Below are 22789 nucleotides of genomic sequence, written 5' to 3'. Positions count from 1 at the left end.
TTTTATCTTCTCTGGAACACACACAGTCCGTGCGCAGGTCCCTGCCAGACAGCCGTAAGCACCGGATTATCCTCTCCGGCAAATGGGGGAATGGCGTGCCATTCCCCTTCAGGTAAAACGATATCTGTCACCTCAAGCGTGGCGTTTATTGCAATCAGAAAACGGTCTGAAAGCTGGATTTGCATCTGCCTCGGGCCGTTTTGCCACTCATCCGCACTTAAGGGTTGTGCGTACTTATTCAGCCAACGAACATTGCCATCACCCTCTTCCCACCAGCAATCCCCCGTTAATGCGGGTATTTGCCGGCGCAGATGAATCAGCGCGGCAGTAAATGTGGTTAGTCCACTGTTTGCCTGCTGCCAGTCCAGCCACGTTAAGGCGTTATCCTGGCAGTAAGCGTTATTGTTGCCGTGCTGGCTATGACCATGCTCATCGCCCGCCAGCAACATCGGCGTCCCCTGGGAGAGCAACAGCGTGGTTAACAGCGCATGAATGCTGTCGCGCCGCCGTTCAATCAGGTCCAGCGTGCCGCCTAATCCTTCTTTACCATGATTGTCGCTGTAGTTATTGCTAGTGCCGTCGCGATTTTCCTCACCATTCGCTTCATTGTGCTTATTTGTGAAGCACACACAGTCGCGTAGCGTAAAACCGTCGTGCGCGGTCACCAGATTGACCGTGGCGCTGGGTTTGCGGCCATTGCGTTTAAACACATCGCTGGATGCAGCGAAACGTCCGGCAAACTCACCTAAAGACAGATTACGCTGAAGCCAGAAGCGTCGACTTGCGTCGCGAAAATGGTCATTCCACTCGGCAAACGGTGGTGGGAAATTCCCCACCTGATACCCGCCTTCACCAATATCCCACGGTTCCGCAATCAGTTTGACGCGAGAGAGCAGCGGACAGTTTTGGATCGCGGTAAACAGCGGCGCATCCTGACGAAACGCAGGTGTACGCCCCATGACGGAAGCCAAATCAAAGCGAAAGCCATCCACATGGCAGGTTTCAACCCAGTAACGCAGGCATTCACATGCGTATTCCACAACGCCAGGATGGCTCAGATTGAGGGTGTTCCCACAACCGGTCCAGTTGTAGTAATCACCATCATCCCTGATCCAATAATAGCTACGGTTATCAATTCCGCGCAGCGAGAAGACGGGACCGTCGAGATCCAGCTCGGCGCTGTGGTTCAAAACGATATCGAGAATGACCTCAATTCCCGCTTTGTGCAGCGCTTTTACCGCGTCGCGAAACTCATCCAGCGCACTCTCCGGCGAGCAGGCATAGGCCGGATGCAGCGCGAACATCGCCACTGGGTTGTATCCCCAGTAGTTCGACAGGCCCAGCCGCTGAAGTCGCGGTTCGCTGGCAAAATGCGCCACCGGCAGCAGCTCCAGCGCGGTAATGCCGAGACGCTTGAAGTAATCGATCATCACTGGATGCCCCAGCGCTTTGTAGGTTCCGCGAATCTCTTCCGGCAGGTCAGGATGCAAATACGTCAACCCTTTGACATGCGCTTCGTAAATCACGGTATTGCCCCACGGCGTGCGCGGCGGGGCATCATCCTCCCAGTCATAATGGTCGGACACCACCACGCCCTTCAGCGCGATGGCGGCGTTATCATGACGATCCGGTTCATTTAGCCCGCCGTGCAGCAGCGGGTTATCTTTTAACTCGCCCTCGACCCGACGAGCGCAAGGGTCGAGCAGCAGTTTCGCCGGGTTAAACCGGTGGCCCTGCTGCGGTTGCCATGGGCCATGGACGCGATAGCCATAGCGCAGACCGGGCCGGGCGTTGGCCAGATAGCCGTGCCAGACATCGCCGCTACGCCCCGGCAGGTCATAGCGGAGTTCGCAGCCTTGCTCATCGAATACGCATAATTCAACGCGCTCAGCGTGAGCCGAGAAGAGTGTGAAATTAACGCCATGGCCGTCATACGTTGCACCATGGGGGGTGGCGTTGCCGGTTGCCAGTTGCGTCATTCCCCCTCCCGAACCAGCCAGATCGTTGCCAACGGCGGCAACGTGAGGCTCAGTGAATGCTGACGACCATGACTTGCGATTTCATCACTGTGCACCGCACCGCCGTTGCCAGTGTTGCTGCCGTGATAATGCATCGAATCAGTATTGAGGATTTCGCGCCATTTCCCCGGCTGATTGATACCGAAGCGATAGCCGTGGCGGGGCACAGGCGTAAAGTTACTGACCACGATGATTTCATTGCCGACCTTGTCACGACGCACGAAAGCCAGCACCGAACGTTCTTTGTCATCCACCACCAGCCACTCAAAGCCATAGGCGTCAAAGTCGAGCTCGTGCAGCGCTTTGTGATGACGATAGGTGTGGTTCAGATCACGCACCAGACGCTGTACGCCGTGATGCCAGTTATCGCCGCCTTCCAGCAGGTGCCAGTCGAGGCTGGCGTCATGGTTCCATTCACGTCCCTGCGCAAACTCGTTGCCCATAAACAGCAGTTTCTTGCCTGGGAAGGCCCACATCCAGCCGTAGTAGGCGCGCAGGTTGGCAAACTTCTGCCACGCATCGCCCGGCATGCGGTCGAGAATCGATTTCTTGCCGTGCACCACTTCATCGTGCGACAACGGCAGGACAAAGTTCTCGGTGTAGTTGTACAGCATGCCGAAGGTCAGCTTATCGTGGTGATGTTGGCGATAAACCGGATCCAGTTTCATGTAGTCCAGCGTGTCGTGCATCCAGCCGAGGTTCCACTTATACCAGAACCCTAAACCGCCCATGTCCTGCGGTCTTGAGACACCAGCAAAGTCGGTGGACTCTTCCGCCATGCTCACCGCACCAGGCACCTGTTCGCCAAGAATACGGTTGGTATTGCGTAAAAATTCAATAGCCTCCAGGTTTTCACGACCGCCAAATTCGTTCGGGACCCATTCCCCTTCTTTACGGCTGTAGTCGCGATAAATCATCGATGCCACGGCATCCACGCGCAGCGCGTCGATACCAAAACGTTCAATCCAGTACAGGGCATTACCCACCAGGTAGTTGCTGACTTCACGGCGACCGTAGTTGTAGATCAGCGTGTTCCAGTCCTGATGATACCCTTCTCGCGGGTCGCTGTGCTCATACAGCCTGGTGCCATCAAACTCTGCCAGACCAAAGTCGTCCGACGGGAAATGGCCCGGCACCCAGTCGAGAATGACGTTCAGCCCCGCCTGATGCGCGGCATTCACAAAATAGCGGAAGTCATCGCGCGTACCAAATCGACGGGTCGGCGCATACATGCCGGTAGGTTGGTAACCCCAGCTACCGTCGAACGGATGCTCGTTAATCGGCAACAGTTCAAGGTGGGTAAAGCCCATCCACCTGGCGTAAGGCACCAGTTGATCCGCCAGCTCGCGGTAGCTCAGCCAGAAGTTGTTATCGGTATGACGACGCCATGACCCCAGGTGCACTTCATAGATAGAAATCGGCGCATCAAACTGGTTGGCTTTTTTACGCTCCTCGCTTTGCACCACTTTTTCCGGCAGACCACAGATAAGCGACGCGGTTTCCGGGCGCATTTGCGCTTCGAAGGCGTAAGGGTCCGCTTTGATTCGCAGCTTACCGTTGGCATCGATCATCTCATATTTATACAGTTGACCATGCTGCGCGCCGGGGATAAACAGCTCCCAGATACCGCTTTCTTTGCGCAGGCGCATCGGATGGCGACGGCCATCCCAGTAGTTGAACTGCCCAACCACTGACACGCGTTGAGCGTTAGGTGCCCAGACGGAAAAGCGCGTGCCGGTTACGCCATCCATAGTATCCGCATGCGCACCCAGCGTTTCGTAAGGTCGCAGGTGCGTACCTTCAGATAACAGCCAGGCATCCATATCCTGGATCAGCGGACCAAAACGATAAGGGTCATCAATCAGATTCTGCTGTCCATGCCAGACAACGGCCAATTGATAGCGAAAGAAATTTTTACGGCGGGGAAGTACTGCACAGAAAAAACCACGAGAGTCGAGGCAATCCAGCTTGCCGACTTTGCGTCCGGTTTTGGGTTCGATCACCCACACTTCGGTGGCGTCAGGTAATAGGGCGCGGACTTCAAGTCCAGCGTCAGTTTGGTGCATACCGAGTACGGAAAAAGGATCCGCAAAATGGCCTGCAATTAGCGCATTAATCACGTCTCTATCGATACGAACGGACATGGTTGTCATCCTGTTTTATGGTGTCACCCCTTCCAACTGATTTTCGACATCAGGTAGCGACACTTTTTTTGACCTGAACGGCGCAGCACAATTGTGCATCCTCTCTGCGTCGTCCCACCTTCAGGCAACAACTTAATACCTCCGGTACTAAGTCACCCTTAAAGAATAGCCAATGCTTTATCTTACTCCTGGTAAAAAATGAAACATCTGCGCTTACTCCTGTATTACGCAAAAAAAAGGGTGACTCAGCACCCTTTGATCATTAACAAACCATTACGCCAGTTGACGCAACATGCGGCGCAATGGCTCCGCAGCACCCCAAAGCAGCTGGTCGCCTACGGTAAAGGCTGACAGGAACTCAGGTCCCATATTCAGCTTACGCAGACGGCCTACTGGCGTGGTCAACGTGCCGGTAACGGCCGCCGGGGTTAACTCACGCATGGTAATTTCACGATCGTTTGGTACTACTTTCGCCCACGGGTTGTGCGCCGCCAGCAGTTCTTCCACGGTCGGAATAGACACATCTTTTTTCAATTTGATGGTGAACGCCTGGCTGTGGCAGCGCAGCGCGCCGACGCGCACGCACAGACCATCAACCGGGATCACGGAAGACGTGTTGAGAATTTTGTTGGTTTCCGCCTGTCCCTTCCACTCTTCACGGCTCTGACCGTTATCGAGCTGTTTGTCGATCCACGGAATCAGGCTACCGGCCAGCGGTACACCAAAGTTATCAACCGGCAGTTCACCGCTACGGGACAGGGTCGTCACTTTACGTTCGATGTCGAGAATAGCAGAGGAAGGGGTCGCCAGCTCCTCGGCCACATGGCCATACAGATGACCCATCTGAGACAACAGCTCGCGCATATGGCGCGCGCCGCCGCCGGAAGCCGCCTGATAGGTCGCCACGGAGACCCAGTCGACCAGGTCATTAGCAAACAGGCCACCGAGGGACATCAGCATCAGGCTAACGGTGCAGTTACCGCCGACAAAGGTCTTAATACCTTTATTCAGGCCATCGGTGATGACATCCTGGTTAACCGGATCGAGAATAATGATGGCGTCGTCTTTCATACGCAGCGAAGAGGCCGCGTCAATCCAGTAACCCTGCCAACCGCTTTCACGAAGCTTTGGATAGATTTCGTTGGTATAATCGCCGCCCTGACAGGTCACGATGATATCGAGCGCCTTCAGCGCATCCAGATCAAAAGCGTCCTGAAGCGTGCCGGTCGCGGTTCCACCGAATGTCGGTGCCGCCTGCCCGAGCTGGGAAGTAGAAAAGAAAACAGGGCGAATGGCGTCGAAGTCACGCTCCTCAACCATGCGTTGCATGAGAACAGAGCCGACCATACCGCGCCAGCCGATAAAACCAACATTTTTCATAGCGTTTTTTTCCTGCAGAGATGTGTGCTGTGTTTATACGTAAAATCATTCAAAATGCATCGAGGCGGCAAGCGAAGAAATCCCCATGAGCATAGAAAACTATGCGATTGGGGTTTCTGAGTGAAGCCAACAAAGAGGCAGTTTGAAGGATGATGCGTATATGTATGCCAGTGTCCTGGTGGCATATCCTTCACCATACAAAATGCAGCCAAAGTCGCAAGTGAAATTAATCAATGATAGCGAAGCCATCAGTAATGCGACTTATCCCGCTGCGCAAGCAAGCAGAAAGTCCGTGGTAATTATCAGGGAATTTGAGTTATGAATGAAATCATTTCAGCGGCAGTTTTGTTGATCCTGATTATGGATCCGCTCGGAAATTTGCCCATTTTCATGTCCGTATTGAAACATACCGAACCAAAACGCCGCCGCGCGATTATGATTCGCGAGCTGTTCATTGCGCTGTTGGTGATGCTGATATTCCTGTTTGCGGGCGAGAAAATTCTGGCATTTCTGAATCTGCGCGCGGAAACCGTGTCGATCTCCGGGGGCATCATTTTGTTCCTGATCGCCATTAAGATGATTTTCCCCAGCGCCACCGGGAATAGCACCGGGCTTCCGGCGGGTGAAGAGCCGTTTATCGTCCCGCTGGCGATTCCGCTGGTAGCCGGTCCAACAATCCTGGCTTCATTAATGCTGTTGTCGCATCAGTACCCGAACCAGATGGGGCATCTGGTGATTGCGCTGCTGATCGCCTGGGGCGGTACGTTTGTGATTCTGTTGCAGTCGTCGCTGTTTTTGCGTCTGCTGGGGGAGAAAGGGGTGAACGCGCTGGAGCGCCTGATGGGGCTGATTCTGGTGATGATGGCAACCCAGATGTTCCTTGATGGCGTACGGATGTGGATGAAGGGGTGACCGTTTTGAAGCTGGAGAGCATGGCATTTCAGAGAACGATTCCGTTCACGTTATGTTCATTGCTTCTCTGAGATCTCGTCACCAGTGAACGTGTTAAGGGGGCTACGCAGCCCCCTTAACAATCCCGGCTCCCGGCAGGAAAATTGCCACTTCGTGGTTCCCTCCACTTATTCCTCCAGGCTACCGGGCCGGGCGCGAGGTAGCGTCCATGCAAAACGCGCCCTGAACCCGCATCCCTGCGGGTTCTCCCGGCCTTACGGAAACGCGTCGGCAATTTTCAGCCGGACCAGCCCACACCTGACCACCTGAGCTTTTACTTGAATACCTCTGAACAGCAAAACGGATATAGCTGAAAGCCAGATCGCTGAAGCGACACCCTGGTCCGGCTGAAAATCGATGAGGCGTTGACGGCTGACCGGGGCTGCCCGCAGGGATGCGGGCAGAGGGGACGGCCTGCAGGGACGCAGGCTCGGCCCCGACCCGACAGGCAGACGGAATAAGACGAATAACTCGCGCAGCGACGATTTTCCCGCCGGGAGCCTGGGTTGCAAGGGAGGCGGCGGTGAGCCTCCCTTGCACGTTCACGGGTATCAGCGCTTCAGAGAAATGACACCACTGAGGTGAACGGAAACCTGAGCAATAATCACATGTTCACCCTACATGTTTAACTGAACGGCATTGCGCTGTAATTTCAGGTATTCCTTATGCTTTTAAGTCGCTGATATAACGTATTTTCATTTCTGCGAGGTGCCTTCCGGAATGCCCTCTTGTCAGCATCGCGGATAAGCATTATCTTCTCGCTGCACCTGCATAATCAGGTGCCAGGATTGGTCCCCTGATTACCTCATTCGCGATAAAATTCACTTTTATCGTGCGACCAGCTACACCTCAATGGTGGGCTGGACGGTGGCGTCGTAAGGCGCGCCGGTATCCAATGAGGCCGGTAGGACCAACTCCGTTCAGCCCGCCACCCAAAGGTTGGTCCCTTCGGTGGTGGTAAATTTCACTCATTGGAGGCTGCCCTATGGCGACTACCCCTCTCTTTTCACACTCTTTATTTACCCTGCCCTTTAGCCATGCCACGGATTTCACCGAGCTGGCGGATAACTGCGAGCGTTTTGTCGAAGGACTGGTTGAATGCCATGACCCGGTTGAAAAGCTGGCGATTTGTGCACGTCTGTCGGCCTGTCTCGTGTTATTGCAACCGACCTTAACGGAGCCTGTACCGCAGCATCTGCAGGCCAGTCTGACGGTAGAAACATTCCCGACCCGTTTTCCCCTTTTCGAGCCTGAGCCAGACCAGATGGGGCGTTACTGCCAGCTTTTGACGCATTTGCTGATGAGCAAAACGCTTTCTGATGATATGGAGCGAGTAGCGGGTGATTTGCTGCAGGATTTGGTGGGCTATTTCGCCGACACGCTGAAAGCGCCGCGCTGGTTGAAAACAGATGAAGGCATGGTAATGCTGTAAAAAAGCCGGGTGACGCTTACCCGGCTTACGGTGTGCAATGAATTCAGGCCCGGTAAGCGCAAGCGCCACCGGGCAACAAGACTCAGCTCAACAGCTGGAAGGCAATCATACCGACAATTGCGCCGACCGTGCCGAGGATGGTTTCCATCATCGTCCAGGTCTTCAGCGTTTGTGCTTCCGTTGCGCCGGTAAATTTACCGAACAACCAGAAACCAGCGTCGTTAACGTGGCTTACGACGATAGAGCCGCCCGCGATACAAATAGACAGTGCCGCCATCTGCGCACCGGAGAAGTTCAGCTGTTCAATCACCGGCATCACCAGACCAACCGCCGTTAAGCACGCCACGGTCGCGGAACCCTGAATGATACGCACCGCTGCCGCCAGCACGAAGCAGGTAATGGCAATCGGCAGACCCATTCCGGTTAACGCTTCGCCCAGCGCCGGACCGACGCCGGAATCAACCAGCACCTGTTTAAACACGCCACCTGCACCAATCACCAACAGGATAATCCCCGCCGGTTGCAGCGCATGACCGCAGATCTCCATCACTTTGTCTTTTGGCATACCCTGGCGAATCGCCAGACCGTAAATCGCCACCAGACATGCAACCAGAATCGCGGTAAACGGGTGACCGATAAACTCAAACCATTCGTAAGTTGAAGAACCAACCGGCACAAAGCGTGCGGCGATGGTTTTCAGACCAACCAATACCAGCGGCAGCAGGATCAGCGACAAGCTAAAGCCGAAGGACGGCATTTTACCTTCGCCCAGATGCGGCTCGGTAATGTCATCAGGAATGTTCAGCTCAACGTAACGGCTGATGAAATTGCCCCACAGCGGTCCGGCGATAATCATGCCCGGAATCGCGGCGCACAGGCCAATCAGGATCATCCAGCCAAAGTCGGCGTGCATCTGTGAAGCCAGCAGCATCGGCGCAGGTCCCGGCAGGAGAAACGCTGCAGCCGCCGCCACACCCGCAAACAGAGGAATGACGAGTTTAACCAGGTTGGTACCGGTGTGACGCGCCATCGAGAACGCTACGCTAATCAGCAGCACAATCGCCACCTCAAAGAACAGCGGCAGCGCGCAAATCAGACCGGCCAGGCCAATCGCGTAATGCGCGCGGCTGTGGCCGAAGGATTTCAGCATTTTGACGGCAATTTGATCGACTGCGCCGGTCTCATGCAAAATCTTGCCGAACATCGCCCCCAGCGCCACAACAATCGCCAGGAAACCGAGCGTGCCTCCCATCCCTTTTTCCATAGTCGCGGCGATTTTATCGAGCGGCATACCGGAAAAGAGACCTGCACCAATAGACACCACCATCAAAGCAAGGAAGGCGTGCATACGCGCCTTCATCACTAAAAACAGCAGCAATAAAACGGACCCTACTGCTGTTAAAACAAGCGTTAATGTACTCACTACTTACTGCCCTGGTTAATAACCTCAATGGTGCTGGCGACCACACCGTCCAGTGGTTGATCGATATCGACCACCAGTACATCGTTTTCATTCGCACCTGGTTCTTCCAGCGCTTCAAACTGGGTCACCAGCATCTGCGTTTTGAAGAAGTGGCCTTTACGCGCTTTCAGACGGCTTTCGATAACGTCAAAATCCCCTTTCAGATAGATGAAAGAGAGGTTCGGGTTACCGTCGCGCAGCTGGTCGCGATAGACTTTTTTCAGAGCGGAACAGACGATCAGCGAAACCTTGTTGGTACGCTGCATCGCAAAAGCGGCGTCATTCAGCGCCTGTAACCACGGTTTACGGTCGTCATCGTTGAGTGGCTCACCGGAAGCCATTTTCATGATGTTGCTGCGCGGATGGAGAAAATCGCCATCAAGAAACGCGGCCTGCAGTTGATGCGCCACTTCGCTGGCGACAGCAGATTTACCGCTGCCCGATACGCCCATCAGAACGTAAACGTGGTGATCATGATTAGTCGTGCTCAAAGCGTTGCCCCCACTGGTACAAGAATCTGGAAATTGTTACGGGTAACTGTTATCGGTAACATTGTCCAGCCGGATAAATAGAGAAGCAATATCCATTCGTGCTCGAAGTGTATAAGTGTGAGCTACTTCAAACTTGTTGGCTTAAATAGATCCGCCCGGTGACAAGGTGAAACCTAAATCTAACATTTTAGGTGTGACTGCTTCACCACGGATGCGCGCCAGCAGACGTTCAGCACCAATGCTGCCCATCCGTTCACGCGGCGTGAGCACGCTCGCCAGACGCGGCTCCATCACCTGCCCGATGTCGTGACCGTGGAATCCGGCAATCGCCATGTCATCCGGGATTTTCAGCCCTAAACGCTGGCATTCGAAGGCCGCCCCTACCGCCAGGTCATCGTTGGTACAGAAAATGCCGTCGAGCTGCGGATATTCGCGCCGCGCCTGACGGATGAGTTCAATACCGGAGGAGTAGGAAGAAGACTGTTCCACCATCACGCTGTACGGCACCAGGTTGGCATCGCGCATTGCCTGCTCGTAGCCTCTCTGTTTGATGATAGTACGTTCATCAAGACGTGCGCCAAGATAGGCAACATGACGGTGCCCGCGGGCGATGATAGCGGCAGTCATCTGGCGCGCGGCTTCGAAGTTGTCGAAACCGACGGCGATATCCAGACACGGGGACTGGCTGTCCATCAGCTCAACCACCGGGATACCGGCGACCTCAATCATTTTCAGCGTACGAGGCGTATGGCTACGTTCGGTGAGGATCAGGCCATCGATATTCCACGACAGCATCGATTCCAGACGCTCTTGTTCCATTTCGGGCTTATAGCCGTAGTGCGCGAGCATAGTTTGATAACCATGAGCGTCGGTGACGGCCTCAATGCCGCGTAACACTTCAGCAAAAACCTGGTTAGTGAGAGACGGTAACAACACGCCGATAGCGCGGCTGGTAGCGTTAGAAAGGATATCAGGAGCGCGATTGGGAATATAACCCAGCTCATCAAGTGCAGCGGCAATTTTGCCCCGCAGCGCCACGGAGACCTGCTCCGGGTTACGCAAAAAGCGACTGACCGTCATTTTGGTCACGCCCACGCGGTCGGCTACATCCTGAAGTACGGGTCTTTTCTTTTTCATCGTCCTGAAGCGTTAAAAAGGGATAGATTCCCCCAGTTTACCACGGACGTGCATGAACCTTTGCAGAGAAAAAAAGGAGTTTTTATTGTGAGAAATACACAAAATCATTCGAGTTGCATCAAGGCGGCGACGCAGTGAATCCCCGGGAGCGTACATTAAGTACGCGACCGGGGTGAGCGACAAATCTGCCGGGAGCAGATTTGAACGCTGCTTGCAGCGGCCCCGAAGGGGCGAGGCCTATGGATGGGCCGAGTAATAAAGCCAACACAGATGCGGCTTGAAGGATGCCGTGTATTTTTATACAGGCGGCAGGTCAAACAGTAACACTTCGCTGTCGCTGTCGGCATGAATAGAAATTGCCTGTTCATCCCAGATTGCCAGACCATCACTGGTGGTCGCTTTGATTCCGTTAATGGTGACATTGCCTTTAACAACCTGGATCCAGACGCGACGTTCAGCGGCAATCTGATGTACCGACTGCTCATCTTTGAGTAACGCCCAGCGGTACAGCTCCATATCCTGGTACACTTTCAGCGAGCCATCGCGGGCATCAGGCGACAGCACCAGTTGTTTACCCTGAGCAGCATCGAAACGGCGCTGTTCATAGCGCGGCGTAATACCGTTTTCCTGCGGCATGATCCAGATCTGATACAGATGCAGCTTCTCAGTATTGCTCGGGTTGTACTCCGAGTGACGGATCCCCGTCCCGGCGCTCATAATCTGGAACTCACCGGCAGGAACCTGCTCTTTGTTGCCCATGCTGTCCTGATGTTCTACTGCGCCTTCCAGCACGTAGGTCAGGATTTCCATGTCTTTATGGGGGTGAGTGCCAAAGCCCTGACCTGCGTCAATCACGTCATCGTTAATCACGCGCAGTGCCGAGAACCCCATAAAGTTCGGGTCATAGTAGTTGGCAAAAGAGAAGGTATGCCAGGAATCGAGCCAGCCATGATTCGCATGACCGCGGTCGTTAGCTTTGCGTAAATAGATCATTGTGTTCACCCCCAGATGTTTTCGATGGAGTAAGTGTGGACTCAATCCGTCTGGGATCATAGAGGGTGAAAATTGACTCCTCTGTTCAAAAAATATGAATAAACCCAGAAGAGTCGATTAACGCTATTTGGCGAGGGTTATCGTCGCCGGAGATGCCTGTTCGAAGGCGCGTTCGAGGATCTCCAGGTTGGTTAGAACTTCAGATTCCTTGACGTAATTAGGCGTACCGGCGGTCAGCGTCTGGTACAGCGCATCATAGACGCGACCGTAATCCCCCATCTCCGTCTTCACCTCTTCTTTTACTGTGATGCCGTCATCGTTGACATACTCCAGCATTCCGATGGAATCATCAGCAGCGAAACCTGGCTCACCCGGCATGATATTGGCCTTCAGACTGGTTTCCTGCTGGTCGATGCCGTACTTCACAAACGAGCCTTTGGTGCCATGGACGATAAACTTCGGATAGTCGATTTTCACCAGATGACTGGTTTTAACAATGGCTTTCAGGTCGCCGTAAAACAGTTGCGCTTCAAAGGTATCGTCCGGGTTCGCTTTATTACGCAGGCTGCGGATGTCATAAGCCACATGATCGGGGCGTCCGAACAGCGAAATAATCTGATCCATGGTGTGTACGCCCAGGCCATAAAACGCGCCGTCCTGTGGCAATCCCGGCTTAGTTTCCGCCTCGGGACGGTAATAATCAAAATGGCTTTCAACCTCAACAATCTTGCCGAGTTTGCCGCTCTCAATCGCCTTTTTGGCGGTAAGGAAGCAGGAGTCAAAACGGCGATTCTGGTACGGCGTAACGGTCAGCCCTTTGCTTTGCGCCAGTTCGAACAGCACTTTTGCTTCTGCCAGCGTCGGCGTGAACGGTTTCTCAACCAGCACGTTTTTACCCGCCTCCAGCGCACGTTTGGCGTAGTCAAAATGGCTGTCAGCATGGGTACAAACGATCACTAACTTCACCTGCGGATCGTTTAAGATCTCGTCGAGGTCACTGGTGAAGTGAATATGTGAATACTGCGGCGCCTGCTCTTCCGGCCTGGCGTTACGGCGGAAAATGTGCGCGACATGCCAGCTATTTTTGCGGTTGAGGACGTACGGCAAATGGTAGCGAGTGGTACTTTTACCAAAACCAATAAATGCGCAGTGTAAGGTCATGAGACAGTCCTTTTGAAGATGATTATCTACACCATAGCGCAAAGCGGCTGGAGACTGAATGTTGGATCTTTGCCGGATGGCGTTTGAACTGCACCACAGGTGCGACAGGATCGGCCGTCGGCGTCGCGGTCATTTTATTCACGGCAAGCGCGCAGGGCCCGGAGCGTACTAAATGTACGTGAGGAGCACGAGCACTTCCCGGGGACAAAATGACAAGTAAGCCAGGCTGAAACAAAACCCCAAAAAAAAAAGCCAGCAAAAGCTGGCTAAAGTAATACTGGAAGCAATGTGAGCAATGTCGTGCTTTCAGGTTCTCCGTAGGGGTTCCCCTGAACGCAGAGCAATAATAATCATTCTCATTCGCACTTGTCTACTTCTTTTTGCAAAAAAAATGCAGTTGACGGAATTTTCTTTCTCAGCGAGGGTAAAGACTCAATTAACCCTGAAGGAGATAAGGAATGAGTGAGATAGTGATACGCCACGCTGAACAGAAAGATTACGACGCAATTCGTCAGATCCATGCCCAGCCGGAGGTGTATCACAACACGCTACAGGTTCCTCATCCTTCCATGGAGATGTGGCAAGAACGACTAACCGAACGGGTCGGAATCAAACAACTGGTCGCGTGCATTGACGATATCGTCGTGGGGCACCTCTGTATTGAGGTCGCGCAGCGCCCGCGCCGCAGCCATGTCGCCGATTTTGGTATCTGCGTTGATGCCCGCTGGCAGAATCGCGGCGTTGCCAGCGCGCTTCTCCGTACGATGATCGACATGTGCGACAACTGGCTGCGCGTCGACCGTATCGAGTTAACGGTGTTTGTTGATAACGAACCTGCGATTGCGGTCTATAAAAAGCATGGCTTTGAGATCGAAGGCACCGGTAAGAAATACGGCCTGCGCAACGGCGAGTACGTGGATGCGTACTTTATGGCGCGCGTGAAATAACGGGTAAGAAACCGTCAGGAAGCACTCGCCGGGCCTGCATCAACGGCAGACCCGGCAATACCATCAGTATCCCGCCGTTAAATCATCCACGGAACGTGGGTCGGACGCGCCATACAGTGCGCCATCCGGTCCTACCATAATGCTCTGCGTGCTGCCCATCGCTTCCTTCAGCGCGACTTTCTGCCCTTTCTGCTCCAGCAGCTTAATGGTGTCCGGGCTAAACCCTTTCTCAACGCGCAGTTCATCGGGCAACCACTGATGGTGGAAACGCGGCGCGTTGGTCGCTTCGGCGACGTTCATTCCAAAATCAATGCTGTTAACCACCATTTGCAGCACAGTCGTGATGATTCGGCTCCCGCCAGGGCTGCCGGTAACCAGCCAGGTTTTCCCGTCTTTTACCACAATAGTCGGCGACATTGATGACAGCGGACGCTTCTTCGGCCCAACCGCGTTAGCATCGCCGCCCACCAGCCCATAAACGTTCGGCACGCCCGGCTTGGCGGAGAAATCATCCATTTCGTTATTCAGCAGAATGCCGGTGTTACCCGCCACAATCCCGGTGCCGAAGGTGGTGTTCAGCGTATACGTCACCGCCACGGCATTACCGTCTTTATCCACCACCGAGAAATGGGTGGTCTGATTGCTTTCATACGGCGCGAGCTTGCCAGGTTTGATCTGGCTGGAAGGCTTAGCCTTGTTGATATCAATTTGATCGGCAAGCGATTTGGCATAGGCTTTATTGGTCAGCGCCTGCCACGGCACCTTCACAAAATCCGGGTCGCCCAGATACTCCGAGCGGTCGGCGTAGGCATATTTCTCCGCTTCAGCCATTACCTGCATGGCGTCGGCGCTGCCAAACCCGTACTTCTTCATATCGAAGTTTTCGAGAATATTGAGGATCTGCACGATGTGAATCCCGCCTGAGGACGGCGGCGGCATAGAGAATACCTGATACCCGCGATAGTCGCCGCTAATCGGCGTACGCTCCACGGCTTTATAGGCGGCTAAGTCCTCTTTGGTCATCAGCCCGCCGTTTTTCTGCATTTCCTCCGCAATCTGATCGGCAATCGCCCCTTTATAAAACGCATCCGGACCGTTCTCGGCAATCATCTCCAGGCTTTTCGCCAAGTTCGTTTGCACCAGCTTGTCGCCCTTTTTCAGCGGCTCGCCGTCTTTCCAGAAAATGGCTTTGCTGTTCTCGTGATTAGGGAGCACTTCGCTGCCATAGGTTTTCAGATCGTCGGCCAGCGCGTCGTTAACCACAAAGCCTTCTTCCGCCAGCTTCATCGCCGGGCGCACGACTTTGTTCAGCGGCATCGTGCCGTATTTCTCCAGCGCCAGCGAGAAACCCGCCACGGTACCCGGCGTACCGGATGCCAGATGTGAGGTTAGCGACTTTTTCGCATCGGCGTTGCCCTGTTCATCAAGGAACATATCACGGGTCGCGCCAGCGGGAGCCATTTCACGAAAATCGATCGCCGTGGTGTTACCGTCTTTGGTACGCAGCAGCATAAACCCACCGCCGCCCAGATTACCCGCCTGCGGATGCGTCACCGCCAGCGCGTAGCCCACGGCAACAGCGGCATCAACGGCATTCCCGCCCTGTTTCAGAATATCCACCCCAACCTGGGTGGCTAAAGCATCTACGGAAGCCACCATCCCCTGTTGCGCGCGAACGGGATGGAACACATCTTCCTCGACACCGTAGGATACCGGCGGTGGCGCAGCCGGCGCGGCAGCCACGCTAAAACAACTTCCTGAGAGCAGAGCAGCAATGGCTACCCGGCGTAAAAACGTCGGTTTTATCATCGTTATTCTCCAGATGTACGGGGGTCGGCCCCCACTAAGCCTGGTGCATAACTCTGAAATAATCATCGTAACGGCGAGAAAGGAGTAAACTTAAACGATCCCCGAGAGGAGAAAAGCGATGAAACGACTCTTACTTTTAGCCATGCTCTTGCCGTTTGCTGGCTTTGCACAGCCCATCAACACCATGAATAACCCGAATCAACCCGGTTATCAGATCCCGAGTCAGCAGCGTATGCAAACCCAAATGCAATCACAGCAGATTCAGCAGAAAGGGATGCTCAACCAGCAGTTGCAAACGCAGACGCGCATGCAGCAACAGCATATGGAAAACCAAATCAACACGAACACCCAGCGCGTGCTGCAGTCTCAGCCGGGCGAGTTGAATCCTGGACAGCAGCAAATGCTGCCTAACAGTAACGGTGGGATGTTGAGTGGAACCCGTAATCCGGACAGCTCGCTCAATAAGCAACATATGCTGTCGGAGAAAAAGAACGGCGACATGCTGAAGCCCTCCAGCACGCCGCAGCCTAACGTTCCGTTAAAAACGATTGGGCCTTAACAGGGCTGGAAATCCGGGCCAATCGTATCAATGGCATCGGTACAGATGCAGTCCACACCCCAGCGCAGCAGTTCCGCCGCGCGCTGGGGTCGGTTGACGGTATACACCAGAATACGTAGCCCAGCATCGCGCAGCGCATCCACGCGCGCCTCATCCAGCAGCTTATGATTAAGATGAATAGAGACGCAGCCAAGCCGCGTGGTCAGCTCGCGCCAGTCTTCGCGCCATTCATCCAGCAGCAAACCTCTCGGCAGTTCAGGCACCGCCTGCTGCGCCGCTTCTAGCGCATCAATTTCAAAGGATGACAACAGTGGTGGCGTCATTCCCGCCCACAGTTCCCGCGCGGCCAGCGCCACGACCTTCCCGGTGAGCGCCCCCGTCCCGGTGGTGGGTTTGATCTCAATATTTGCCATCATGCCGTGCTGGCGACAGCGCTCAGCAACTTGCGAGAGCAGCGGCAACGGTTCGCCTTTAAACTCACCGCTAAACCAGCCGCCTGCATCCACGTGCAATAAATCCTGCCAGTTCAGCTCGCCAGCCACGCCCCAGCCGTTGCTGGTGCGTTCCAGGTTGTCGTCATGCAGTAAGAAGATCTCACCGTCTTTCGACAATTTGGCGTCAAACTCAATCATGGTATGCCCGTATCGCGCCCCCACGTCGATCGCCGCCAGGGTGTTTTCCGGGGCTAACTTACCGCCGCCGCGATGGGCGACAATATGGGGGTAAGGCCAGTTATTCATACGCGTTGTCCTGTTTCGCCATCAAAAAGATGCAGATGATTTTCCGGCAGATGCAGCCACAGCGTGCTGCCTGCCGTCGGGCGATGCTGATGCGCCAGTCGCACCACCAGCTTTTGCTCGCCCCAGCGTCCGTGTGCCAGGTTATCTGCACCCAGCATTTCCAGCGTGTCGACGACCAGCGGCACGCCACCTTCGGCCTGCGAGCTTAGCGCAATATGCTCCGGGCGGATACCCAGCGTCATGTTACGCCCAATACACTCCCTGGCGCTTCTGCCAATGGGCAACGTCATGCCGCCCTCCAGCTCAAAATGGGTACCCGTAGAGCTGATGCGCCCATCGAGCAGATTCATCGCCGGGCTGCCGATAAAGCTTGCCACAAAGCGACTGGCAGGCTTTTCATACACCTCAACCGGCGTCCCTACCTGCTCGGCAATGCCTTTGTTCATCACCATAACCCGCTGGGCGAGGGTCATCGCTTCAACCTGATCGTGCGTCACGTACAGCGAGGTGGTTTTCAGTCGGCGATGCAGATGTTGTAACTCCAGACGCATCTGTACGCGCAGCTTGGCGTCAAGGTTAGAAAGCGGCTCATCGAACAGGAATACCGCCGGGTCACGCACAATCGCTCGTCCCATCGCTACGCGCTGGCGCTGGCCGCCGGAAAGTTCGCGCGGACGACGTTTGAGCAGCTCACCCAGCTCGAGAATACGCGCCGCCTCTTTCACCCGCTCAGCAATATGCTCCTTGCCCATCCCGCGGATTTTCAGCCCCCAGGCCATGTTTTCTTCCACGCTCATATGCGGGTAGAGAGCATAGTTTTGAAAGACCATCGCAATGCCGCGATCCTTCGGCTCCATCTCGGTGACGCGTTTATTATCAATCCAGATATCGCCGCCGCTTACCCGTTCAAGCCCGGCCACCATCCGCAACAGCGTAGACTTTCCGCAGCCGGATGGGCCAACCATCACGATAAATTCCCCGTCCGCGACGTCCAGCGTCAGCGGTTTAATCACCTGGGTTTTGCCGTCCCAGCTTTTGGTTACTGCCTGTAGTTTTAAACCAGCCATTTTTATTTCTCACTGTCCACTAAACCACGCACAAACGCGCGCTGCATGGCTAACACGATGATTACCGGAGGGATGAGCGTCAGCAGCATGGCTGCCATTACCTGGTTCCACTGCGTGGTGCCTTCACCGGTGGCAATCATGCCTTTGATACCCGCCACCGCAGTGCCCAAATTGACGTCGGTAATAATTAACAACGGCCACAGATACTGGTTCCAGCCGTAGATAAAGGTGATCACGAACAGCGCCGCCAGATTGGTTTTTGACAACGGTAGTACGATATCGCGGAAAAAACGCATCGGTGACGCGCCGTCAATACGCGCCGCCTCAACCAGTTCATCCGGTAGGGTCATAAAGAACTGACGGAACAGGAAAGTCGCTGTCGCAGATGCCATCAACGGCAGCGTCAGACCCGCATAGCTGTCGAGCATCTTTAGGTTGGCGATCACTTCTACCGTCGGGAAAATACGCACCTCAACCGGTAGCATCAGGGTGATAAAAATCATCCAGAAGAACAGGTTGCGCAGCGGAAAGCGAAACCAGACGATGGCGAATGCGGAGAGCATAGAGACGGTAATTTTCCCTACCGTAATGCTGAACGCCATGATGAAACTGTTGAGCATCATCAGCCAGAACGGTGCGCTATTCACGCCCACGCCGTTGACCCAGATGTATTTCATGTTTTCCAGCAGTTGCGTGCCGGGAACCAGCGTCATCGGCGTCTCAAACACCGCTTTGTTGTCCAGCGTCGCCGCGACAAACGCGACGTACAACGGAAACAGGATCACCATGATCCCCATAATCAACATGGCATGGCTGAATATTGTCAGCCCACGACGGTTCTCAATCATTGGTAACGCACCTTACTTTCCACATAGCGGAACTGCACCACCGTCAAAATAATGACCAGGAACATCAGCACCACCGATTGTGCAGCGGAAGAAGCCAGATCCAGCCCGACAAAACCTTCGCGATAGATCTTATAAATCAGCGTCGTGGTCGCCTGTACCGGCCCGCCTGCAGTGGCAGCATCAATCACCGGGAAGGTGTCAAAGAAGGCATACACCAGATTCACCACCAGCAGGAAGAAGCTCACCGGGGCAATGAGCGGCAGCGCCAGCTTAAAGAAGCGGCGAACCGGCCCCGCACCGTCAATCGCGGCGGCTTCGATCAGCGAACGAGGAATAGACTGCAGTGCGGCAAAGAAGAACAGGAAGTTGTAACTAATCTGCTTCCAGACCGACGCAAACACCACCAGGAACATCGCCTGACCGCTGTTTTGCGCATGGTTCCAGTCATAGCCAAACTCACCGAGAAAATGGGTAATCAGCCCGCGTCCGGGGTTAAACAGGAAGATCCACAATACGGCGGCAACGGCGGGCGCAACGGCGTAAGGCAACAGCATCAGCGTTTGGTAAAAACGGCTGCCGCGCACCACGTAATTCACCAACGCCGCAAAAAATAACGACACCAGCAGACCGCTTACCGTGACTAACGTACTGAACTTAATGGTGGTCCAGAATGAGTCGAGGTAGTACGGGTCATGAAACAGCGCGACAAAGTTTTCCAGTCCGACAAACTGGCTGGAAAGACCAAACGGATCAACGGATTGTAGCGAGTACCACAGCGCTTCACCGGCGGGCCAGATAAAGAAAATAACGGTGATAACCAGCTGCGGAGCCACCAGTAAATAGGGAAGCCAGCGCGAACGGAACACCGGACGGGATGAAGACATGGAAGTTTGATTCCTGAACAGCGCCGGATGGCGCTACGCTTATCCGGCCTACGCGCATTTGTAGGCCGAGTAAGGCGCAGCCGCCACCCGGCATTTCACATTACGATTTGGTCGATTGCTCAAAGCGGCGCAGTAACTGATTGCCACGCTCAACGGCGGCATCCAGCGCCTGCTGCGGGGTTTTCTTCCCGGTCCAGACGCTTTCCAGCTCTTCATCCACAATGGTACGGATCTGCGGCATGTTGCCCAGACGCAGCCCTTTGGTGAACGGCAACGGCGGCTTGTTCAGCATCTGGCGGGTGGCGATATCAGCCCCAGGGTTCTTATCATAGAAGCCCTGCTCACGGGTCAGGTCGTAGGCAGCTGTGGTGATCGGCAGATAGCCGGTCTTCTGGTGCCATTCGGCAGCAATTTCAGGCTTCGCCAGGAAGTTGAGGAACTGCGCCACGCCTTCGTAGGTTGCTTTATCTTTACCCTGCATCACCCAAAGACTGGCCCCACCGATAATTGCGTTCTGCGGCGCGCCCTTCACATCGGCATCGTACGGCATCATCCCGACGCCATAGTTGAATTTCGCGTAGTGGCGGATATCAGCCAGCGAACCGGAAGAGGCGGTGGTAATGGCACAATCCCCGTTATAGAACTTCTCGGTGGATTCATCTTTACGCCCGAAGTAGCTGAAATCGCCTTTTTTGTTCAGCTCTTCCAGCAGGGCGATATGCTTCACTTGTTCCGGTTTATTGAACTCCAGCACCGCGTCAGTACCGTCAAAGCCGTTGTTTTTGGTGGCGACCGGCAGACCGTTCCAGGCGCTGAAGTTTTCAATTTGAATCCAACCCTGCCAACCGCTGGCGTAGCCGCACTTCATGCCTGCCGCTTTCAGTTTCGCGGTGTATTCCGCCAGATCCTGCCAGGTTTTCGGCGGCTGCTCAGGGTCTAAACCGGCTTTTTTGAAGGCATCTTTGTTGTAGTACAGCACCGGAGTGGAGCTGTTAAACGGTTGAGAAAGCAAATGTCCGCTTTTAGAGTCGGTGTAATAGCCGGAAACCGTCGGTACGAATTGAGACTCATCGAAGTTAATGCCAGCCTCTTTGAATACTTCATAGACCGGTTTAATAGCTTTCGAAGCCATCATCGTTGCCGTACCCACTTCATAAACCTGCAGCAGCGCAGGCGCGTTTCCGGTACGGAAAGCGGCAATACCTGCGCTCAGGCTCTGCTCGTAGTTGCCTTTGTACTGCGGAACAATTTTGTAGTCGGGATTGGCGGCATTAAAACGTTGCGCCAGAGAATCAACTTCTTTACCCAGTTCGCCTTCCATTGAGTGCCAGAATGGGATGGTGGTGACCGCCAGTGCCTGACCTGCAAACGCCAGGCTAAGTGCCAGTCCTAAAGCTGTATGTCGTAACGATATCATCGGTTATCTCTCTTGTTGTGCCGGATGCGCGATATCACGCGTTTTATGCTCGCGGGGGTAACATGACATGCTCGAATGACAGAAAAATAACTTTTTTATTACAAAAAAAAGATAATAAGGCGACAAACAGATGGCAAGGCGGTGAAAGCGTAGTGACAGGAAAATGCGGAGTGGTGCACAACAAAGCCGGGTAGCGCTATGCCTTATCCGGCCAGGATGGCGTTATCTGTTGCTGCAGGAGAAAGATTAATCTCTGCGCCAGCGTCGTTCATATTCATTCTGTAAACGCTGCTGTTCACGCCGCTCGCGTTCACGTTGGATATCTGATTTATCATCTTCCCAGCCCGGGCATACCGAGCTGGTAAACACTTCGCAGGGCGAGTCGGATTGCGCTAACGGGTTGTCCGGTTTCTCTTCCCAGATAGCGGGGTCGCGGGGGTCGAACGCTGGCGATGTTGAGGCCAGGGTAGTTAAAGAAAGCGTCAAAAACAAACTGCCAATCATCATGCAGGTACCTGAACGTATCATCCTTTCTCCATGTTCATTTTTTATTATTGATAACCATTCTCAATAATAACATAGCGCAATAAAAAGGGGCCACAGTGGGCCCCTTGTCTATTCAGAGAATGATTAACCGCCCAGATACGCGCTGCGCACCGCTTCGTTAGCCAGTAGCGCATCGCCGGTGTCTTCCAGCACCACATGACCGTTTTCCAGCACGTAGCCGCGATCGGCGAGCTTCAGCGCCTGGTTGGCGTTTTGTTCGACGAGGAAAATCGTCATCCCCTGCTCGCGCAGTTGCTCAATGGTGTTAAAGATCTGCTGGATGATAATCGGCGCCAGACCCAGCGACGGTTCATCAAGCAGTAGCAGCCTCGGCTGGCTCATCAGCGCACGGCCTATCGCCAGCATCTGCTGTTCGCCGCCGGACATGGTTCCCGCACGTTGAATACGGCGCTCATGCAGGCGAGGAAACAGGTCATACACCCACTTGATGCGTTCCTGAAACTGGCCTTTCTCGGCAAAGAAACCGCCCATCGCCAGGTTCTCTTCCACCGTCATACGGGAAAACACGCGACGCCCTTCCGGGACAATCGCCACCGCTTCACGCATGATTTTTGCCGTCTGCCAGTCGGTAATATCTTTACCATCAAAGACAATACGCCCACTTGTTGCCCGAGGATCGCCGCACAGCGTCCCGAGCAGCGTGGTTTTCCCCGCACCGTTGGCACCGATAAGCGTCACGATTTCACCCTGGTTGATATACAAGCTGACATCGTGCAGAGCCTGGATCTTGCCGTAGTGGGCGTTGACGTTGTCAAAAGACAACATGACTTTTTCCATCTTAT

20 protein-coding genes are annotated in these 22789 nt (G+C 54.3%); 4 read left to right on the top strand and 16 right to left on the bottom strand.

Annotation, left to right across the window (positions count from 1 at the left end; all coding sequences use genetic code 11):
- Positions 1–2 precede the first annotated feature (2 nt).
- The 3 genes from glgX to asd all read right to left on the bottom strand — a co-directional run bounded on the left by glgX (position 3) and on the right by asd (position 5542).
- On the bottom strand, positions 3–1979 hold the full coding sequence (gene glgX / locus HV041_RS21795) for a glycogen debranching protein GlgX (RefSeq protein ID WP_121585155.1): 1977 nt from the start codon (positions 1977–1979) through the stop codon (positions 3–5).
- Complete coding sequence (gene glgB, locus HV041_RS21790) at positions 1976–4162, bottom strand: 1,4-alpha-glucan branching enzyme (protein ID WP_121585156.1); 2187 nt, start codon at positions 4160–4162, stop codon at positions 1976–1978. Before glgB ends, glgX begins: the two co-directional genes overlap by 4 nt.
- A 273-nt stretch (positions 4163–4435) precedes the next feature.
- On the bottom strand, positions 4436–5542 hold the full coding sequence (gene asd, locus HV041_RS21785; RefSeq protein ID WP_003837862.1) for an aspartate-semialdehyde dehydrogenase: 1107 nt from the start codon (positions 5540–5542) through the stop codon (positions 4436–4438).
- 318 nt (positions 5543–5860) lie between these two features.
- Between asd and yhgN the strand changes: the two genes are divergently transcribed.
- Positions 5861–6454: an NAAT family transporter YhgN gene (gene yhgN, locus HV041_RS21780; RefSeq protein ID WP_003023480.1), complete on the top strand. Its 594-nt coding sequence runs from the start codon at positions 5861–5863 to the stop codon at positions 6452–6454.
- Positions 6455–7478: 1024 nt separating this feature from the next.
- On the top strand, positions 7479–7925 hold the full coding sequence (locus HV041_RS21775) for a hypothetical protein (protein ID WP_048213571.1): 447 nt from the start codon (positions 7479–7481) through the stop codon (positions 7923–7925).
- A gap of 82 nt (positions 7926–8007) precedes the next feature.
- Here HV041_RS21775 and gntU read toward each other — a convergent pair whose 3' ends face one another.
- The 5 genes from gntU to HV041_RS21750 form a co-directional block, all read right to left on the bottom strand.
- Complete coding sequence (gene gntU / locus HV041_RS21770; RefSeq protein WP_003023477.1) at positions 8008–9348, bottom strand: gluconate transporter; 1341 nt, start codon at positions 9346–9348, stop codon at positions 8008–8010.
- On the bottom strand, positions 9348–9878 hold the full coding sequence (gene gntK, locus HV041_RS21765; RefSeq protein ID WP_003023475.1) for a gluconokinase: 531 nt from the start codon (positions 9876–9878) through the stop codon (positions 9348–9350). Before gntK ends, gntU begins: the two co-directional genes overlap by 1 nt.
- 141 nt (positions 9879–10019) lie before the next feature.
- The gene (gene gntR, locus HV041_RS21760; RefSeq protein ID WP_003023473.1) at positions 10020–11015 is read right to left on the bottom strand and encodes a gluconate operon transcriptional repressor GntR; all 996 of its coding nucleotides are present in this window, start codon (positions 11013–11015) and stop codon (positions 10020–10022) included.
- A gap of 297 nt (positions 11016–11312) precedes the next feature.
- Positions 11313–12008, bottom strand: a complete 696-nt coding sequence (gene yhhW / locus HV041_RS21755; RefSeq protein ID WP_115642739.1) for a quercetin 2,3-dioxygenase — start codon at positions 12006–12008, stop codon at positions 11313–11315.
- 123 nt (positions 12009–12131) lie between these two features.
- Positions 12132–13169: an oxidoreductase gene (locus tag HV041_RS21750; RefSeq protein WP_121585157.1), complete on the bottom strand. Its 1038-nt coding sequence runs from the start codon at positions 13167–13169 to the stop codon at positions 12132–12134.
- A gap of 458 nt (positions 13170–13627) precedes the next feature.
- Between HV041_RS21750 and yhhY the strand changes: the two genes are divergently transcribed.
- Entirely contained in the window at positions 13628–14116 is a 489-nt protein-coding gene (yhhY, locus tag HV041_RS21745) for an N-acetyltransferase (RefSeq protein ID WP_048213575.1), read from the top strand.
- A 63-nt stretch (positions 14117–14179) separates the two neighbouring features.
- Here yhhY and ggt read toward each other — a convergent pair whose 3' ends face one another.
- Positions 14180–15925 (bottom strand): gamma-glutamyltransferase, encoded by a 1746-nt coding sequence (ggt, locus tag HV041_RS21740; protein WP_016151116.1) that lies wholly within the window; start codon positions 15923–15925, stop codon positions 14180–14182.
- A gap of 118 nt (positions 15926–16043) precedes the next feature.
- Here ggt and HV041_RS21735 point away from each other — a divergent pair, with 118 nt between their 5' ends.
- Positions 16044–16484, top strand: coding sequence for a DUF2756 family protein (locus HV041_RS21735; RefSeq protein WP_003023456.1), 441 nt, complete (start codon positions 16044–16046; stop codon positions 16482–16484).
- On the opposite strand, the gene ugpQ is transcribed toward HV041_RS21735, so the two are convergent.
- The 7 genes from ugpQ to livF all read right to left on the bottom strand — a co-directional run bounded on the left by ugpQ (position 16481) and on the right by livF (position 22784).
- Complete coding sequence (ugpQ, locus tag HV041_RS21730) at positions 16481–17224, bottom strand: glycerophosphodiester phosphodiesterase (protein ID WP_048213577.1); 744 nt, start codon at positions 17222–17224, stop codon at positions 16481–16483. The two genes, HV041_RS21735 and ugpQ, sit on opposite strands and share 4 nt — an antisense overlap.
- Entirely contained in the window at positions 17221–18291 is a 1071-nt protein-coding gene (locus HV041_RS21725) for a sn-glycerol-3-phosphate import ATP-binding protein UgpC (RefSeq protein WP_115642737.1), read from the bottom strand. The genes ugpQ and HV041_RS21725 overlap by 4 nt, the downstream gene beginning before the upstream one ends.
- 2 nt (positions 18292–18293) lie before the next feature.
- Positions 18294–19139, bottom strand: coding sequence for a sn-glycerol-3-phosphate ABC transporter permease UgpE (gene ugpE / locus HV041_RS21720; RefSeq protein WP_003023450.1), 846 nt, complete (start codon positions 19137–19139; stop codon positions 18294–18296).
- Positions 19136–20023: a sn-glycerol-3-phosphate ABC transporter permease UgpA gene (gene ugpA / locus HV041_RS21715; protein WP_003837841.1), complete on the bottom strand. Its 888-nt coding sequence runs from the start codon at positions 20021–20023 to the stop codon at positions 19136–19138. The genes ugpE and ugpA overlap by 4 nt, the downstream gene beginning before the upstream one ends.
- 100 nt (positions 20024–20123) lie before the next feature.
- Positions 20124–21440, bottom strand: coding sequence for a sn-glycerol-3-phosphate ABC transporter substrate-binding protein UgpB (ugpB, locus tag HV041_RS21710; protein WP_016154831.1), 1317 nt, complete (start codon positions 21438–21440; stop codon positions 20124–20126).
- Positions 21441–21686: 246 nt separating this feature from the next.
- The gene (locus tag HV041_RS21705; protein WP_121585158.1) at positions 21687–21968 is read right to left on the bottom strand and encodes a hypothetical protein; all 282 of its coding nucleotides are present in this window, start codon (positions 21966–21968) and stop codon (positions 21687–21689) included.
- Between the two features lie 102 nt (positions 21969–22070).
- Positions 22071–22784: a high-affinity branched-chain amino acid ABC transporter ATP-binding protein LivF gene (gene livF, locus HV041_RS21700; protein ID WP_086523486.1), complete on the bottom strand. Its 714-nt coding sequence runs from the start codon at positions 22782–22784 to the stop codon at positions 22071–22073.
- Between the last annotated feature and the right edge of the window lie 5 nt (positions 22785–22789).

Source organism: Citrobacter sp. RHBSTW-00029, from assembly GCF_014104295.1.
Taxonomy (GTDB): domain Bacteria; phylum Pseudomonadota; class Gammaproteobacteria; order Enterobacterales; family Enterobacteriaceae; genus Citrobacter; species Citrobacter youngae.
The sequence above is the reverse complement of the archived record's forward strand: the minus strand, read 5'-3'. Positions and strand labels throughout refer to the sequence as shown.

Excerpts from the sequence above, each read along its gene's own strand:
- glgX (WP_121585155.1), bottom strand. The coding sequence starts at position 1,979 with ATGACGCAACTGGCAACCGGCAACGCCACCCCCCATGGTGCAACGTAT.
- glgB (WP_121585156.1), bottom strand. The coding sequence starts at position 4,162 with ATGTCCGTTCGTATCGATAGAGACGTGATTAATGCGCTAATTGCAGGC.
- asd (WP_003837862.1), bottom strand. The coding sequence starts at position 5,542 with ATGAAAAATGTTGGTTTTATCGGCTGGCGCGGTATGGTCGGCTCTGTT.
- yhgN (WP_003023480.1), top strand. The coding sequence starts at position 5,861 with ATGAATGAAATCATTTCAGCGGCAGTTTTGTTGATCCTGATTATGGAT.
- HV041_RS21775 (WP_048213571.1), top strand. The coding sequence starts at position 7,479 with ATGGCGACTACCCCTCTCTTTTCACACTCTTTATTTACCCTGCCCTTT.
- gntR (WP_003023473.1), bottom strand. The coding sequence starts at position 11,015 with ATGAAAAAGAAAAGACCCGTACTTCAGGATGTAGCCGACCGCGTGGGC.
- yhhW (WP_115642739.1), bottom strand. The coding sequence starts at position 12,008 with ATGATCTATTTACGCAAAGCTAACGACCGCGGTCATGCGAATCATGGC.
- HV041_RS21750 (WP_121585157.1), bottom strand. The coding sequence starts at position 13,169 with ATGACCTTACACTGCGCATTTATTGGTTTTGGTAAAAGTACCACTCGC.
- yhhY (WP_048213575.1), top strand. The coding sequence starts at position 13,628 with ATGAGTGAGATAGTGATACGCCACGCTGAACAGAAAGATTACGACGCA.
- ggt (WP_016151116.1), bottom strand. The coding sequence starts at position 15,925 with ATGATAAAACCGACGTTTTTACGCCGGGTAGCCATTGCTGCTCTGCTC.
- HV041_RS21735 (WP_003023456.1), top strand. The coding sequence starts at position 16,044 with ATGAAACGACTCTTACTTTTAGCCATGCTCTTGCCGTTTGCTGGCTTT.
- ugpQ (WP_048213577.1), bottom strand. The coding sequence starts at position 17,224 with ATGAATAACTGGCCTTACCCCCATATTGTCGCCCATCGCGGCGGCGGT.
- HV041_RS21725 (WP_115642737.1), bottom strand. The coding sequence starts at position 18,291 with ATGGCTGGTTTAAAACTACAGGCAGTAACCAAAAGCTGGGACGGCAAA.
- ugpE (WP_003023450.1), bottom strand. The coding sequence starts at position 19,139 with ATGATTGAGAACCGTCGTGGGCTGACAATATTCAGCCATGCCATGTTG.
- ugpA (WP_003837841.1), bottom strand. The coding sequence starts at position 20,023 with ATGTCTTCATCCCGTCCGGTGTTCCGTTCGCGCTGGCTTCCCTATTTA.
- ugpB (WP_016154831.1), bottom strand. The coding sequence starts at position 21,440 with ATGATATCGTTACGACATACAGCTTTAGGACTGGCACTTAGCCTGGCG.
- HV041_RS21705 (WP_121585158.1), bottom strand. The coding sequence starts at position 21,968 with ATGATACGTTCAGGTACCTGCATGATGATTGGCAGTTTGTTTTTGACG.
- livF (WP_086523486.1), bottom strand. The coding sequence starts at position 22,784 with ATGGAAAAAGTCATGTTGTCTTTTGACAACGTCAACGCCCACTACGGC.